This is a genomic window from Candidatus Thiodiazotropha sp. CDECU1, assembly GCF_963455295.1.
Taxonomy (GTDB): Bacteria; Pseudomonadota; Gammaproteobacteria; order Chromatiales; family Chromatiaceae; genus Thiodiazotropha.
Genome location: NZ_OY734020.1, coordinates 3950989 through 3966693, shown reverse-complemented (window position 1 = coordinate 3966693; position 15705 = coordinate 3950989). Strand labels below are relative to the sequence as shown.

Below are 15705 nucleotides of genomic sequence, written 5' to 3'. Positions count from 1 at the left end.
CTAGCCCGGATGTTTCTGTAGAAACTCCAGGCGCGAGACCTCCTCCTGCCAGGGACAGTCGCGGCGTATTCGCTGCATGCTTTTATCCCGGGTCTTGATGGCGCCGTTCCAGGCCTTAAATGCCTGTTTTGGCGAGTCGTAGTTTTGCATGTTCATCAGAATCGGTTGCAGCAAATAGTGTCCAAGTCTGGAATGAAAATTGAGATGGGATTGCATATAGTTGCCGCTCCAGCCAAGACGCAGGGATGGCCCCAGTACCTGGTAGTCCGTACCGCATCGTTCTTCTCCGCCCCAGCCTTCCGGGATGACGATATGGGGGTCATTTTCAGGAAACAGCAGGCGTGACAGCATCCACGGGGTCAGGATCAGTACCACCCGCCAGCCACTGGTACGTCGGTAGGCATGCAGATGGAAACCCAGTCTATTGTTGATCAGTGGATCATCGTGGAAATATTCGTCATAGATTTCATGATGAACATCGAGCAGTGCCTGTTTGAATTTTTTATCATCGTCCAACTCCCTGGGTAGGAGTTGCCAAGTGGTTTCATGCATTAGCTTGAGCTCTTCCTTGCGCAATTTGGGGTAGGTTTGGGGTATACCAATCCATTCTCATGCTCCTAATTGATTTCCTATGCGACCTGGCAGTTCAGTAACCGGTAGTCGATTAATTCGTCTTATGCGTGCATTAATACGGCTAGGGTTGGGAAATATCCGACCATTGGGATCCGATGTCTACAAAATTTTTCTGCGGGTTTGATTTAGATCAATTGATTGAGCGCTACCCTGATCGATTGATAATTGTCATTGCATGGATAGAGGGGATTGTGTTGCTCGCCTCCTGGTTTCACCATGAGGCACGGCAAAATGTACGGGCATTCTTAAGCCAACAGCCGGCTTCGCGCTTTCTTTGGAGCGCAACCGGGTCAGCTCCGAATTTACAGAGCTCGATTTAGGCTTTAAGCGAACGCTTGCTTGTACTGGGGAGTAATCAAGCTCAACGCCTCATGACTTTTTGCTACCATTTCGTCAATCATGGGAGAGACAACTTCAGGAGTCAGTCCTGTCATCTGCCAGGCGAACGGATCGATTGCCCACAGCATCTCTTGGACATTCAGTCCAACCATCTCACCATTGGCAATCGCCTTGGCAATATGCACCAGGGATGTCTCAAGTTGATAGTCACCTGCCTCCTGCGGGTGATTATTGTAACCGGCCACCGCTGCGAAACTGTCTGGCAGACCCCATGCGCGCATGAGTTCAGCACCAACGTCCAGATGCGTGAAACCTATTACTTCGTTTTCGGTTTGCGGCAGTATCCAGTTATCGCCACCTGTTATATAGAGTACGTCGGTAGCCTTTTCCGCTAATGTGAGGTAAATCACCAGGCGTCCGATATCGTGCAACAGCCCCATTACGAAAAGCCGTTCACTGTGCAGTACGTTGCTGTGCTTGGCCAGGGATTGGGCCATGACACCGGTGGTCACTGAATGTTGCCAATATTCGGTCATATCGACCAGCTGTTTAGGGATACCGGTGAAGGTGCGCATGGCGGTGGCTGCCATGACAAGATTACGTAGGTCATCTGCGCCAACAATGGTGATAGCACGGGAGAGGGTCTCAATCTTTGTCGGTAGACCGTAAAACGAACTGTTGACCACGCGCAGGAGTCGGGCAGAAATATCAGCATCTTGGCTAATGATCTCTGCAACTTGCGCAGAAGAGAAATTGCCGGACCCCATCAGATGATTTACCCGAATGCAGACGTCGGGCAAGGAGACCAGGTGGTCAAGGTCTTTAACAAGGGTTTTTGGATCCATCGTGCAGGCACCTCAGGTTGATGGTAGGAATCAAATTCTTTTTATTTATGCTCTCGTAATAATATTAAATAAATTGTGGTATTTTTCGATATATCAATGGTTTCATCTAGAAATGAGAACTAGTTCGATATTATAGACAATAGCAGGCCCTGTCTGACTGAATCACTCAAGTTAGTTTACTCCATCCGCAGGTAGGTCCTGTTCACTCTCCAGATTGTTTTTCAATACCGATAAAAAGGCATCCCCATAGCGTTCCAGTTTGCGATCGCCCACCCCTGATATGGTTGCCAACTGCTGTTTGTCCCTGGGCCTTTTTTGTGCCATTTCCATCAAGGTCGCATCGTGGAATATCACATACGCCGGCACCCCTTGTGTCTGAGCGAGCTCAAGGCGAAGGCTTTTCAAGGCCTGCCACAAAGGTCGGTTGCTATCGCTGAGTTCCAAGGCATGGGGTCGCTCGCCTCGCTCCTTAGCTTTCCTTTTTCGCGCCTTACGCAACATCAATTGGGTTTCGCCCCGTAGCACCGGTCTGCTTGCCTGGGTTAGACGAAGACCGCCATAACCCTCCAGGTCCACGCTCAACAGCCCATGTGCAATCAGCTGGCGATACACGGTGCGCCATTGCGCGGCGCTGTGATCGATTCCGATGCCATAGGTGCTGACCTGATGGTGGCCGAATTTCAATATACGATCGTTCTCCTTACCGAGCAGGACATCGATCAGGTGGTTTACACCAAAGCGTTGGCCGGTTCGATGGACGCAGGAGAGGGCCATCTGTGAGGCGGTGGTGGCATCCCAGGTTTCTGGCGGTTGCAGACAGGTGTCACAATTGCCGCAGGGCTGTTCAAGATGGTCATCGAAATAGTCGAGGAGTCTCTGTCGACGGCAGCTGGTGATTTCGCAGAATGCCAGCATGGCATCGAGTTTATGGCGTTCAACCCGTTTATGCTGTTCATCCGCATCGGAGGCGACCTGCATCTGTCGCAGGGTGATAACATCCTGCAATCCATAGATCATCCAGGCATCCGCGGCCTGTCCATCGCGGCCGGCACGCCCTGTCTCCTGATAATAGGCCTCGATACTCTTCGGCAGGTTCAGATGAGCGACAAATCTGACGTCGGGTTTATCTATACCCATACCGAAGGCGATGGTGGCGACGATCACCACGCCTTCATCGCGCAGGAATCGGGATTGGTGGTGTTGACGGGTCTGGGTATCCAGACCCGCATGGTATGGCAGGGCATCGATTTCGTTGGCTTGCAGCCAGCTGGCGATCTCATCCACGCGTTTGCGTGAAAGGCAGTAGACGATACCGGACTCACGCGGGTGTTCTTGGTGGATAAATTGCAGCAGGCGTTGTTTGGCATTGCCGTTGTTTTCGCTGATCTGGTAACGGATATTGGGCCTATCGAAGCCGGCGATGAATTCTCCGGCCTGCTGCAGTGAGAGGCGTTGCACTATTTCTCTGCGGGTCGGTTTGTCCGCGGTGGCGGTAAGCGCGATTCTGGGGGTTTCGGGGAAACGTTCGTGTAGTAGTGAAAGCTGCATATATTCAGGGCGAAAGTCGTGGCCCCATTGGGAGACGCAATGAGCTTCATCGATAGCGAACAGTGAGATCCGCGTCTGCCGAAGCAGTTCTAGGGTCCTGGGTTTCAGCAGTCGTTCGGGGGCGATGTAGAGGAGGTCGAGTTTCTCCTGCAGCAGTTGCTGTTCCACCTGTCCGGCCTCCTCAGGGGTCAATGCCGAATTGAGAAAAGCGGCGCGAACCCCCAATTGGCGCAGGCTGCTGACCTGGTCCTGCATCAATGCGATCAGTGGCGAGATAACGATGCCGGTACCCTCTCTCATGATCGCCGGAATCTGGTAGCAGAGAGATTTGCCGCCACCGGTGGGCATCAACACCAGGGCGTCACCGCCCCCGATCAGGTGACTGATGATCCGGTCTTGGGGGGCACGAAAGTCGCTGTAGCCAAAGGTATGCCGCAGCACTTCCCGTGCATGGGTCAAGTCGGGGGTTGTCGCTAAGGTTTCAGTCATCCGTGACATTATCCTTTCCTTTTGCCTGTCTGTCAGCGTTTGCCGTCTCTACTGGGTCATAATCGGTTGTAGTGAGGTTGCCATGACTATAGAGCAACCGGCTGATATGGCCAAGCCGATTCTCTGTGTCTGAAATGTTTCGGCATGACATAAAAAATGGCTTGGTGTAGGCTCGGAAGAGAGATAAAACCCTGGATTATTTTATGTGCGGACTTTGTGGAGAACTGCGTTTCGATGGTGCGCCGGCCGATCTGGCGGCGATCGAGAGAATGAATGAGCGCCTGCGCCAGCGTGGTCCCGACCATGGTGGGAGTTACAGTGATGGTGCATTGGGTTTCGGTCACCGACGGCTGTCCATCATCGACCTGTCAGAACACGCGCATCAACCGATGCTGGACCAGGAGTTGAATCTGGCGCTGGTATTCAACGGCACTATCTATAACTACAAGGAGCTCCGCGGGACCCTGCAGGGACTTGGATACCATTTTTTTTCCAGCGGCGACACAGAGGTGATCCTCAAGGCCTTCCACGCCTGGGGCGAGGATTGTGTCGACCGTCTGCATGGCATGTTTGCTTTCGCGGTGTGGGATTGTCAGCGGCAACGCCTGTTTCTGGCCAGGGATCGTTTTGGCATCAAACCCCTCTACTACACCCAGGACAGCAGGCGTTTTCGTTTTGCATCCAACACCCAAGCGCTGCTTGCGGCGGGTGGGGTTGATACCGCTATTGATCCCGTTGCCTTGCATCACCAGTTCACCCTGCACGGGGTGGTACCGGCACCACTGACCATTTTACGTGGCATACGTAAGCTGGCGCCAGGTCACTGCATGGTTATCGAAGCCAATGGTACTGAGCGTATACGCACCTATTGGAGTTACCCTGCCACCCGTCCTGAGATGCCGCTCTCGGAGCGGGAGTGGATGGAGGCGATTCATGATTCACTTCGTGAAGCGGTGCGCAAGCGCAATGAGATAGCCGACGTACCCGTAGGGGTGCTGCTATCCGGGGGGCTCGATTCGAGTCTGTTGGTGGCGCTGCTGGCTGAGGCGGGGGTGACGGATTTGCGGACCTTTTCGGTGGGCTTCGAGGATCAACCGGAAGAGAAGGGCAATGAATTCGAATACTCCGATCCTGTGGCAGAGCGATACCGCACCCAGCATCACAAATTTCTGGTGCCCAACAGCGAGGTGCTGAACCGGTTGCCTGAAGCGGTGGACAACATGGCCGAGCCGATGTTCGGTCAGGATGCGGTGGCCTTCTATCTGCTGGGTGAACAGGTCTCCCGTCAGATCAAGGTGGTGCAGTCCGGACAGGGGGCTGATGAGGTGTTTGGGGGCTACTTCTGGTATTCACGCATCATGCAGGAGCATGAGGGTGAGGCGGTGGAGAGATTCGCCAAACACTATTTCGACCGGGATCATGATGAATATCTGCGCATGGTCATGGGGGAGTATGCCGGGGCCGACCATACCCGGGAGATGATTGCCGAACGCCTTGGGGAGTCCGAGGCGGAGACATTGATCGACGCCGTATTGCATATGGATCAGACCATGTTGATCGTCGATGATCCGGTCAAGCGGGTGGATAATATGACCATGGCCTGGGGCCTGGAGGCGAGGGTGCCCTTTCTCGACCATCATCTGGTCGAACTGGCGGCCCGCTGTCCACCCGAGCTGAAACTGCGGGAGGGTGGCAAATATCCCCTCAAGGCAATGGCCAGGGGTATCCTGCCGGACGCGGTAATCGACCGCCCCAAGGGCTATTTTCCGATGCCTGCATTAAAATATGTGCGGGGCGAATTTCTCGCCTTCATGCGCGACATTCTCGATAGCCAGGAGGCAAGGCAAAGGGGGATCTTTCAGCAGTCATATATCGATATGCTGATGGCGGCGCCGGAGCTGCACCACACGCGAATCCGTGGTAGCAAGCTGTGGCATATCGCCCTGTTCGAGTATTGGCTGCAACGCAATCTTCAACAGGCAGGAAGCGCGGGATGAAGCAGGTTTTTCTGGTCCTGGTGGTGTCTGTTGCTGGTTGCTCGGATCCCGTCGAGGTGGAACTCTTCAACTATCAAGGTTGCCGCAGGCAGATGACCGAGGAGTTCATCGAAAATGGAATCGATCCGGTGGCTGCCAATATGCAGGCAAAGGCCTATTGCGAGGAACAGCTGGAAAAATAGGTGTGTATCAAGTCAGGGGGTTTATTTAAACCAGCTGAATTTACCCGATCTGCAGATATCCAATACAACTTCGACCGCCTTGGGGCAGAACTGCTTTCCGCTCTCCGATTCGATCATTTTCAACGCCTCAATCTTGCTCATTTCCCGCCTGTAGCTGCGGGTCGTAGTCATGGCGTCATAGGCGTCCACGACGGCAATGATGCGAGATACGATGGGAATATCCTCGCCTTTCAGGCCATCTGGATAACCCTTTCCGTCCCACTGTTCATGATGGTGCAGGACACCCACGGCAACCTCATCGAGGAGTGGATTGGCCAGGGTGCGTAACATATTCGCGCCGATGGCAGAGTGTACCTTGATCCCTTCGTACTCTTCCCTGGTAAGGGTGCCGGGTTTGAGCAGGATGTTATCGGGTATGCCAATCTTGCCGATGTCGTGAAAACTTGCAGCCAGTGAGAGCACTTCCATCTCGCGCTTTTGCAGATTGAGATGTTTACCGATCACTTCGGAAAGGGTCACGACCCGATTGGAATGTTCAAGGGTATAGTTGTCCCTTGCTCTCAGGGCGTAGTGGAGAATCGGTTCCAATTTGAAACCGATATGTTCTTCAAGGAGTGAAACCCTTCGGTTAAGGTCGTGTATGTGGTCTGCTTCTATCACACTGAATCTGCCGGGTTGCGAACTTAAATAATAACCTAAGTTTTGGGTAATCAAGTGATTTTATGTCACATGAGTGTTGTTTTAGCCATTTAATTCCCTTAATGTCGCTAATATTAGTAAGGTTTATTCAGTGCTATAGGTATCACTCCCCGGCAGGGTCTGGTGCAAGATGCTTGCGACAAGTGCCTGGTCTGTCACCGGTTAGCGTCTATGTGTCGGGACAGAACTGGGTAGACAACTTCTCCAATCAGGATTGGTCCAAGGTGGGTAAGCTTGGATTGTCACGGGTTTTTTATCCCGATACAAATGGATAGAATTCCCCTAATGTATCCGTGTTTGAAATATGCCGGATCCCCCACATATAGACACGATAGCCGAATCAGTGAGGTGTACGCGATGGATGTTTTGGACAGAATCAAAGAGCAGGTCGAGCACAACCCGGTCGTTATCTACATGAAGGGAACGCCACAGTTTCCCATGTGCGGCTTTTCATCCCGTGCGGCCGCTGCCCTGCAGGATTGCGGTGTCCCTTTCGCCTATGTGAATGTCCTTGCTGATGCGGAAATCTTCGAGAACCTGCCCCGGTATGCCGATTGGCCGACCTTTCCCCAGATCTATATCGATGGTGAACTGATCGGTGGTTGCGACATTACCCTGGAGATGCACCAGAGCGGTGAATTGAAAAAAGTGATGGAAGAGGCGGCAGCCAAAGTCGCACCGACAGACGACGATCAAGTTTAATGGTCAAATGGGATACCCGCTTTCTTGGCCTGGCGGCTTATATCTCTTCCTGGAGTAAGGATCCCTCATCCCAGGTCGGTGCGGTGATCACTGACGGCAACCGGATCATCTCCCTGGGTTACAATGGATTTGCCGCGGGTGTGGAGGATAAGCAGGAACGCCTGGACGATCGGGACCGCAAGCTCAATCTGACCATCCATGCCGAAGAGAATGCGATGATCTTTGCCAAGCGGGATCTCACCGGTTGCACGGTTTATGTCACCCATCCACCCTGCCCCCGCTGTGCCTCAAAGCTGATCCAGGAGGAGGTCGGGCGGATTGTCTATATCAAGCCCAGCGAAGACTTTCTCTCCCGCTGGGCAGATGATATCCAGCTCTCCAGGGAGATGTATCGTGAGGCCGGTGTCGAGGTGACCGGTTACGCCCTGCAGAAGATCAACCATGAGAATGCCCAGATCACCATTGCACCCGGTGGTTTTTTCAAGAATGTGATGAACCTCTTTCTCCACTCTGACGATTGAAAAAACCCGGCAATATCTGGGTAGCATCCTTTATTCAGTGAATACCCATCCTAAGAATCCAATAGATCGCTCAATGCACGGATGAGGTCGGTTTCGGTGAGCATGCCTGCGACGATTTTATCATCGCCGATGACCGGTAGGCAGCCGATCCTGTTGTCGTTCATCTGCTTGGCTGCCGATGCCAGCGGAGTATTCGCGTTCGTGGTGTAGACCGGGGTATGCATAACCTCTGCGATCTCCACCGGTGCCTCTTTGAAATAACGGGCGGCGAGTTGAAGGTCCCGTCGCGTGACTATGCCTACCACTTGATTTTCATTATCCACAACCGGCAGGTGGTGCATGTTTTTCTTTTCCATTATCTCGAAGGCTAAATCGTAGTTGTCCTCTTGTTGTACGGTAATGGGGGCGGAGCTCATATAGTCGCTTACCAACATCGGTCTCTCCTCTGGTGTTTCATTGTTATAACTAGCCACGGACTGGATAGTGATTCATTTATAACTCAACTTTAGACGAAAAATTCCATAAAAGGCGCAAGGGACTGTTCTTGAAACGCCCCCCAGTCTGTCGGAACCTCCCTGTTTACCCTGAAAAAACAGTAATTTTGTTCCATACTAGATACTTAGGCTCGGATATTAATGGTTTTGATAAGGGGAAGGTTGATGCCAAAGAAGAGTAAATCCAATAAAGCACTTCAAGCTAAGTTCCAGAACAAGCTGAAACAAAAATTCGTCAAAGCTGAACACCACAAAGCCCTGAAGGCCAGGGTGGTTGCATTGGAAAAGGAGTTCAAGGCGCTTCGCAAGATGTTGGAAGGAGGCGCTAGAAAGGCCTCCCCGGCAAGTAAAAGACGCACAACTAAAAAGCCGGTGGCCAGGAAACCCGCTGCCAGTCAGGCCGGGGCAAAGACCAACAACCTGCAGATGATCAAAGGCATCGGTGCCGTCATCGAGAAAAAACTCCTGGAATACGGGGTCAACAGTTATGCCCAGATCGCTGCCTGGAGTGATGCTGAGGTAGAGGATTTCTCACAAAGACTCAACTTCAAGGGCAGAATCGAGCGGGAAGGCTGGGTGGATCAGGCAAAGCAACTACTGGCTGGATAGCCCATGCCTGGGACCCCGTCTCAAAAACCGGGGCTCCAACCCTAAATCGAGACAAGATCTGGTCTGAATCTCTTGGTATATTGAACCGGCATGGGCCTGAGTCATGATGATAGTAGAGTGCCTGCTTCCAAGGAGAGTTTGATGTCCCAACTGAGCCACTACCCTCATATGATTGCGGCCGATATCGAGCCTGCAGGTCAAATAGTGGTCACCGCGCCATTCGATCAGACACCGATCGCGAGCATAGATAGCGTGGATGGGGCTGGCGTGGAGCAGGCGTTGACTATTGCGCGAACGCTGTTCGATGACCGCTCCCGGTGGTTGCCTCTCTCGGATCGGATAGGGATCCTTAAACGTACCGCCGAGCTGATGACCGAGCGGGCTGAGTCACTGGCACTGGAGGCGGCCAGGGAGGGGGGTAAACCCCTCGTGGATTCAAGGGTTGAAGTGGCGCGGGCCATCGATGGTATCGCGATCTGCATCGAGACCCTGCGTACCGAGGCCGGGGAGGAGATTCCCATGGGGGTCAATCCCGCCTCCCGGGGACGGATCGCCTTCACCCATCGGGAGCCGATCGGGGTGGTGGTGGCGGTCAGCGCCTTCAACCATCCCCTGAATCTGATTGTGCACCAGGTCGCACCGGCGGTTGCCACCGGCTGCCCGGTGATTGTCAAACCGGCCGAGGACACACCCCTCTCCTGCATGCGCTTCATCGAGATGCTCAGAGAGGCCGGTCTGCCGGCTGGATGGGCCCAGGCCCTGATGACCACGGATCTCGAGGTTGCGGAAAAGTTGGTGACCGATCCCCGGGTCGATTTCTTCAGTTTTATCGGTAGTGCCCGGGTGGGGTGGTGGCTAAGATCACATCTGGCCCCGGGAACGAGATGCGCCCTGGAACATGGTGGCCTGGCGCCGGTGATCGTCGAGGCCGATGCCGACCTGGAGGATGCCCTGCCACTGCTCGCCAAGGGCGCCTTCTATCATGCCGGGCAGGTGTGTGTCTCGGTACAGCGGGTGTTTGCCGAGCAGTCGATTGCACGTCGCATAGCGGATGGCCTGGCGGCGGAAGGGAACAATATGCAGGTGGGTGACCCAACCCTGGAGGAGACTGCGATAGGTCCACTGATCCGCCCACGTGAAATGGAACGCATCCATGCCTGGGTCACCGAGGCGGTGGAACAGGGTGCTGAATTGATCTGCGGCGGCCAACCATCTTCCGCCACCTGTTATCAACCCACGGTACTCTTTAATCCACCGGCGGATGCAAAGGTCAGTACCCAGGAGGTCTTCGGTCCGGTGGTCTGTGTCTATGCCTATGATGATATGGATAAGGCCATCGATCAGGCCAATGCGTTGCCCTTCGCCTTTCAGGCGGCTGTCTTCAGCAACAATCTGCAGCGCTCCCTGCGGGGTTATAAGCGTCTGCATGCATCGGCGGTGATGATCAACGATTTCACCGCTTTTCGTGTCGACTGGATGCCGTTCGCCGGTTTGCGACAGTCGGGGATGGGGGTTGGTGGCATACCCCATACCATGCGGGATATGCAGATCGAGAAGATGATGGTGATCCGTTCTAACGAGTTATGACTCTTTGTCTTCGATGCGGCACAGCAAACGGCCTTGACTGAGTCTGGCATCGACCTTGTCACCTATCTCCACCTCACTGCTTGCGTGGATAACGCGCCCATCCTCTTCACGACTGACGATGGCATAGCCCCTGCTCAGGGTATTCAGTGGGCTGAGGGTATGCAGGTCCCTCGCCAGCTGCCCCCATCTTGCCTTCTCGTCCCTGAGACGGCGCTCCATGGCGCGCTGCAGCCGCTCTGTATATAGCTGGTATTGATGTCGCTGACCCTCGATGCGTTGTTGCGGGGAGAGACGGGTGAGCCGGGAACGCAGCCTTTCCAGTCGATGTTGCAGGGTGACAAGATGGAGCTGATGGGCCTGTCTGAGTCGCTGGCTCAGTTCATCGAAGCGTTGGGCGCGCTGTTGCAGACGTTGGCTGGGGTGTTGTCTCAGCAGGCGGTTGCTGAGTGTTGACAGCTGTTGCTGGTGATATTTCAAGCGTCGTGTCTGGTTCAAGGCGAGACGTTGCCTTAGCTGATGCAACTGCTTCACCCAGGCCGCTTGATCCGGTGATACCAACTCCGCCGCCGCTGATGGGGTGGGCGCGCGCTGGTCGGCGACAAAGTCGGCGATGGTGAAATCGATTTCATGGCCGATGCCGCTCACCAGGGGAATCCGGGAGGCGTGGATGGCACGGGCGAGTCCCTCGTCGTTGAATGCCTGCAGATCCTCCAGTGATCCCCCGCCGCGACTCAGGATCAACAGGTCGCACTCACTGCGTTGGTTGGCCAGCTGCAACATCCTCACCATCTGCTCGGCCGCACCCTCACCCTGTACTTGGACAGGATAGATGACCACCGGCAGTGCCGGAAAACGACGCTTCAAGACGGTCAGCAGATCCCGAATCGCAGCACCGCTTGGCGAGGTGATGATGCCGATTTGCTGCGGCATGGCGGGCAGCGGTTGTTTGTTTGCCGCATCGAACAGGCCTTCCGCGGCAAGTTTCTGTTTGAGCTGTTCAAAGGCGAGTCTCAAGGCACCTTCGCCCGCCGGTTCCATATGTTCGGCAATCAGCTGGAACTCGCCACGTGCCTCGTACAGGCTCACCCTGGCGCGCAGCATGATCTGCTGTCCGTTCTGGGGTTGAAAGCGCAGCCGTTGACGTTTCATACGAAACATGGCGCAGCGAACCTGGGCGATCTCATCCTTGAGGCTGAAATAGATATGTCCGGAGGCCGGTTGCGCCAGGTTTGAGATTTCACCGCTGATCCAGATCAGCGGAAAGCTGCCCTCAAGCACTGAGCGTGTTTCCCGCACCAGGCGGGAGACCGTATAGATGTCTCTCTGGGTAAAATCACTCTGTGACGTGTTCAAGCTGTCTGTTTCTTCAGGCCGGATTCAAAGGTATCCGCTGGCAACGGATGGTCAAAGTAGTAACCTTGAAATATCTTGCAGCCGTTGTCACGAAGAAATTGCAATTGAGCCTCAGTCTCGACACCTATGGCGATTGCATCCACCTCCATCTGCTGGGCCATGGTGATGATGGTCTGCACCAGTTTGGCATCCTTGGGATCGGTGGTGATATCCCTTATGAAGCTGCGATCGATCTTCAGTTCGTCAAGGGGAAGCTGTCTTAAATAGGTGATCGAGGCATAACCGATCCCAAAGTTGTCGATACAGAATCTCACCCCAAGTTTTTTTAGGGCCAGGATCTTCTGTATCGCTTCGTCGAGGTTTTCGATCAAGGTGTTTTCATGGATTTCCAGGGTCAACTGATTCGGATTGAATGAGGTCTCCTGCAAGATACCCTTAACTTGATCGGCAAATCCGACCTGATGAAAGTGCACCGCATTGATGTTGACAGATATGCGTCTAAGTGAATAGGAATCTTGCATCCACAGGTTACTGAGGGTCAGGGCCTGTCTTAGGCTCCATTCACTGAGCGGCAGGATCTGTCCCGACTCCTCAGCCACCTGGATAATGGTGCTGGGTTTGATTTGACCCTGGTGTGGATGGTTCCAGCGCAACAGTGCCTCCGCACTCACTATCTGCTCCTCACTGTTGAGCATGGGTTGAAAATGGAGCTGCAGTTGGTTGTTTTTCAGTGCCAGACGAAGATCGTGCTGCAGGCGCAGATGCTCCTCGGCGGCCTGCTGCATGCCAGGCAGGAAGAAGCGGATGGTGTTCCGTCCGGCCTCTTTGGCGCGATACATAGCGGTATCGGCAAACTTGAGGATATCGTCGGCGGTTTCAATCGTCATTGGAAAGATCACGATACCGATACTCAGGGTGATGTGGAGTTCATTATCGTTGATGGTATAGGGCTCAGATATGGTTTTCAGAATCTTCTGTGCACCCTGTTGGGCCTGTTGAGCCGCCAGTTGCGGATCTCCGCTGAGCTCGGAGAATAAAACCACGAATTCGTCACCACCCAGTCTGGACGCGGTATCTTCATCGCGAATCTGTTGTGTCAATCTGTTCGCCACCTCCTGCAGCAGCATATCTCCAATATTGTGTCCCAAGGAGTCGTTGATGGTTTTGAAATGGTCAAGGTCCATGAACAGGACTGCGCCACGGTGGTTGTGTCGCATGCAGCGCGCCTTTGCCTGGCTGAGGCGATCTATCAGCAAGCGTCTGTTGGGCAATTCGGTGAGGATATCGAACGAGGCCTGATGTTCCAGCTTGTCCATGGCGCGCATGCGTTCGATCTCGGCACTGATGCGAGCGGCGATAATGTCCATGACCTCCGCCCACTCAGGTTCCATGTAGAGGGGCTTGCTCGAAGTGACCCAGACGATGCCGATAATCTTGCCCGTGAGATCCCTGATGGAGGTGCCGGCATAGCCCTGGACCTTCAGCAGCACCAAATCCTCATCATCGGGAAACAGGTCCTGCACCCCGCGTGTGTAGAGCTTTGTACCTTCCTTGACCACGGTTTCGCAGGGCGTTCCTGTAAGCGCATACTCAAATTCATCGATGACCTTGTTATTGGCGATCATAGCCAGGGCCTTGATACGCTTGCCTTCGATCAACTCGCCGATATTGGCGCTATCGGCATCGAACCAGTGGCAGAGTTCCTGTGCCACATGTTTGAAGAAGTCGCCACCGGTGATCCCCACCATGCTCTGCATCAGGGTATGCAGGGTTTCGGATGCCCGTTTACGCTCCGATATCTCCTGATGGGTGCCGCAGGCACGCACCGGACGCTGGGCGCTTGGTTCATGTTCGACGGCACCGCCTGAACCCTCGATCCATATCCAGTGGCCATCACTGTGGCGCATGCGAAACTCTACTTTGTAGGGGATGCCAACCTCGATATGCTGCATGACAATAGGCATTATCCGTTCACGATCCGCGGGGTGGAGACGACTTTGCCAATCCTCGATATTGCCATTCACATCACTTGGCAGCAGTCCCAGCATCTCCAGCCAGCGGTTATTTACCGTCAACTCGTTGGTGATCAGGTTCCAATCCCAAAACCCCAATGATGCGCCTTTGATAACCAGGGATAGCTGTTTCTCGGTCTCACGTTGCAGGCTCACATCCATGATGGAGACGGGAATATGGCGTGCCCCATCCACTGTGGTGGAGAGAGGAAACGCAACAATCAGCTGGATACGCCTTCCATCGGCTGCGAGCATGGAGATTTCCGCGGTGAAGCTGGTTTTTTTTTCGCTGCTTGCGATCAGAAACTCCTTGAGTGCGGTGAGGACATCAGGGGTGTAGCTCTCCGGCAGCCAGTGTTGCAGTTGGTACAGGCTGTCGACGGCAAATAGTCGCAGGGTGGCTGGATTGGCATTGATGACCCGGATTAACCGGATATAGTCTGCGATCTCTTGCGGATGGTTGTCGAAATGGCCGCGTATATCCTCGACACCTGAATCGATAAGTTGTTGTAACTTGATTAACGCCCTGGAACTGTCGCCTTCACACAGGGCGATGGCAACGCCGTTGAAGAACTGGTGATATTGGGCTGCCTGGGAAATCAATTTTTGGCTCTTACGGCTATGTTTCAGGCTGAGAATCTGCGCCACGACCAATAGCGCGACAATCACCAAGCCGCTAATCAGCAGTGTCCGCAACACCCATCTCGGTGCCTTCTCTTTGGTCCGGGTATCCGGCCCAAACAGGGTTCTCAGGTTTTCATGATAGACAGAGAGATCGTCGATTTTCATGATCGCCAAATGGTGATCCAGGCGTTTCCGGATAAATGCGGCAGTGGGTGATTTTGGCGAGATGGCCAGGCGTATATCCTGTGGCATGAGCACAATCGGACTGGCAATCGCGGGGTAGATATGGCCCCGGGTGGCGCCAAACAGGCGATTGACCAGACCGGCGTCAGCATTACCTTGGGCTACAGCGCGCAATACCCTGTCATAGGTGTCATACTCGATGAGATCACAAACAATGAGGAAGGATTCGCAAAGTGCCTCGAATCCATTTTCACCCGTGATATAAACGTCATCACGCAAGACGGCGATTCGCTTGCCATCCAGGTCAGGTAAGGATTGGATAGACGACTCTTCCGGAACGAAGATCTGTGCCCAATTACTCACCAGGCTCTGTTCGGTAAATATAAATCGTTGTTGCCTGGCTGGATTGATTGCAATGGCGGGCAGCAGGTCGATCTTGCCTGTGGAGAGGCGCTGCAGGTTATCACTCCAGGTGCCGGCAATATAGTGTAGTTTCCAGCCCTCCTGGGAAGCGATCTCTTCAAGAATCTCTATAAACAGACCACCCGGGTTACCGCTCTGGTTGGTAGTGACCAACGGGGGGTTGTTGTAGATGCCGACCTTCAGCTGGGAGGCGGATTGGTCCGACTGTACGACATCTGCCAGCAATAGCAAGAAGAGCAGGAGATACCTTCCAATTTGGCTGACAACTCTTCTCCGCATAGTCGAAATTCCAATAAAAAACCTTCCTTACCAAAAGCATAGCCCTTCAACACCCGAATGTGAGGTAATTTTCCTCCCTGCTGTGATCTTAGTTCCTCTACAGGAGTTGCTGTTCTCTGTGTCTGATGGGGGCTGTCAGATGGTGTGCCATCTGCTGAGTGTGTCAAGTTCAAAATAGACATTATG

The 15705-nt window shown here is 53.8% G+C and carries 13 protein-coding genes; 6 read left to right on the top strand and 7 right to left on the bottom strand.

Going from position 1 to position 15705, the window contains the following annotated elements:
- From hybE to recQ, 3 genes are all read right to left on the bottom strand, one after another.
- Window positions 1-552 (bottom strand): [NiFe]-hydrogenase assembly chaperone HybE, encoded by a 552-nt coding sequence (gene hybE, locus R2K28_RS18095; protein WP_316366666.1) that lies wholly within the window; start codon window positions 550-552, stop codon window positions 1-3.
- A 404-nt stretch (window positions 553-956) separates the two neighbouring features.
- Complete coding sequence (locus tag R2K28_RS18090; RefSeq protein WP_316366665.1) at window positions 957-1817, bottom strand: HDOD domain-containing protein; 861 nt, start codon at window positions 1815-1817, stop codon at window positions 957-959.
- A gap of 171 nt (window positions 1818-1988) precedes the next feature.
- On the bottom strand, window positions 1989-3854 hold the full coding sequence (gene recQ / locus R2K28_RS18085; RefSeq protein ID WP_316366664.1) for a DNA helicase RecQ: 1866 nt from the start codon (window positions 3852-3854) through the stop codon (window positions 1989-1991).
- A gap of 203 nt (window positions 3855-4057) precedes the next feature.
- On the opposite strand from recQ, the gene R2K28_RS18080 reads away from it, so the two are divergent.
- Window positions 4058-5851 (top strand): N-acetylglutaminylglutamine amidotransferase, encoded by a 1794-nt coding sequence (locus R2K28_RS18080; RefSeq protein WP_316366662.1) that lies wholly within the window; start codon window positions 4058-4060, stop codon window positions 5849-5851.
- Window positions 5848-6033, top strand: coding sequence for a hypothetical protein (locus tag R2K28_RS18075; protein ID WP_316366660.1), 186 nt, complete (start codon window positions 5848-5850; stop codon window positions 6031-6033). Before R2K28_RS18080 ends, R2K28_RS18075 begins: the two co-directional genes overlap by 4 nt.
- A gap of 21 nt (window positions 6034-6054) precedes the next feature.
- Here R2K28_RS18075 and R2K28_RS18070 read toward each other — a convergent pair whose 3' ends face one another.
- Window positions 6055-6693: an HD-GYP domain-containing protein gene (locus R2K28_RS18070; protein WP_316366658.1), complete on the bottom strand. Its 639-nt coding sequence runs from the start codon at window positions 6691-6693 to the stop codon at window positions 6055-6057.
- 396 nt (window positions 6694-7089) lie between these two features.
- On the opposite strand from R2K28_RS18070, the gene grxD reads away from it, so the two are divergent.
- Window positions 7090-7434, top strand: coding sequence for a Grx4 family monothiol glutaredoxin (gene grxD, locus R2K28_RS18065; protein ID WP_116447565.1), 345 nt, complete (start codon window positions 7090-7092; stop codon window positions 7432-7434).
- Entirely contained in the window at window positions 7434-7955 is a 522-nt protein-coding gene (locus R2K28_RS18060) for a deoxycytidylate deaminase (protein WP_316366654.1), read from the top strand. The genes grxD and R2K28_RS18060 overlap by 1 nt, the downstream gene beginning before the upstream one ends.
- Before the next feature lie 50 nt (window positions 7956-8005).
- Here R2K28_RS18060 and R2K28_RS18055 read toward each other — a convergent pair whose 3' ends face one another.
- The gene (locus tag R2K28_RS18055; protein ID WP_316366653.1) at window positions 8006-8389 is read right to left on the bottom strand and encodes a CBS domain-containing protein; all 384 of its coding nucleotides are present in this window, start codon (window positions 8387-8389) and stop codon (window positions 8006-8008) included.
- A 225-nt stretch (window positions 8390-8614) separates the two neighbouring features.
- Between R2K28_RS18055 and R2K28_RS18050 the strand changes: the two genes are divergently transcribed.
- Both R2K28_RS18050 and R2K28_RS18045 read left to right on the top strand, forming a co-directional pair.
- On the top strand, window positions 8615-9058 hold the full coding sequence (locus R2K28_RS18050; protein ID WP_316366651.1) for a hypothetical protein: 444 nt from the start codon (window positions 8615-8617) through the stop codon (window positions 9056-9058).
- Between the two features lie 141 nt (window positions 9059-9199).
- On the top strand, window positions 9200-10645 hold the full coding sequence (locus tag R2K28_RS18045) for an aldehyde dehydrogenase family protein (protein WP_316366649.1): 1446 nt from the start codon (window positions 9200-9202) through the stop codon (window positions 10643-10645).
- On the opposite strand, the gene xseA is transcribed toward R2K28_RS18045, so the two are convergent.
- Window positions 10640-11998 (bottom strand): exodeoxyribonuclease VII large subunit, encoded by a 1359-nt coding sequence (gene xseA / locus R2K28_RS18040; protein ID WP_316366647.1) that lies wholly within the window; start codon window positions 11996-11998, stop codon window positions 10640-10642. The two genes, R2K28_RS18045 and xseA, sit on opposite strands and share 6 nt — an antisense overlap.
- Window positions 11995-15519 (bottom strand): EAL domain-containing protein, encoded by a 3525-nt coding sequence (locus R2K28_RS18035; protein ID WP_316366645.1) that lies wholly within the window; start codon window positions 15517-15519, stop codon window positions 11995-11997. The genes xseA and R2K28_RS18035 overlap by 4 nt, the downstream gene beginning before the upstream one ends.
- Between the last annotated feature and the right edge of the window lie 186 nt (window positions 15520-15705).

Bases quoted from the DNA above. Each gene is read 5' to 3' on its own strand.
- hybE (WP_316366666.1), bottom strand. From the start codon at position 552: ATGCATGAAACCACTTGGCAACTCCTACCCAGGGAGTTGGACGATGAT.
- R2K28_RS18075 (WP_316366660.1), top strand. From the start codon at position 5,848: ATGAAGCAGGTTTTTCTGGTCCTGGTGGTGTCTGTTGCTGGTTGCTCG.
- R2K28_RS18035 (WP_316366645.1), bottom strand. From the start codon at position 15,519: ATGCGGAGAAGAGTTGTCAGCCAAATTGGAAGGTATCTCCTGCTCTTC.
- grxD (WP_116447565.1), top strand. From the start codon at position 7,090: ATGGATGTTTTGGACAGAATCAAAGAGCAGGTCGAGCACAACCCGGTC.
- R2K28_RS18060 (WP_316366654.1), top strand. From the start codon at position 7,434: ATGGTCAAATGGGATACCCGCTTTCTTGGCCTGGCGGCTTATATCTCT.
- R2K28_RS18050 (WP_316366651.1), top strand. From the start codon at position 8,615: ATGCCAAAGAAGAGTAAATCCAATAAAGCACTTCAAGCTAAGTTCCAG.
- R2K28_RS18080 (WP_316366662.1), top strand. From the start codon at position 4,058: ATGTGCGGACTTTGTGGAGAACTGCGTTTCGATGGTGCGCCGGCCGAT.
- R2K28_RS18055 (WP_316366653.1), bottom strand. From the start codon at position 8,389: ATGTTGGTAAGCGACTATATGAGCTCCGCCCCCATTACCGTACAACAA.
- recQ (WP_316366664.1), bottom strand. From the start codon at position 3,854: ATGACTGAAACCTTAGCGACAACCCCCGACTTGACCCATGCACGGGAA.
- R2K28_RS18090 (WP_316366665.1), bottom strand. From the start codon at position 1,817: ATGGATCCAAAAACCCTTGTTAAAGACCTTGACCACCTGGTCTCCTTG.
- R2K28_RS18045 (WP_316366649.1), top strand. From the start codon at position 9,200: ATGTCCCAACTGAGCCACTACCCTCATATGATTGCGGCCGATATCGAG.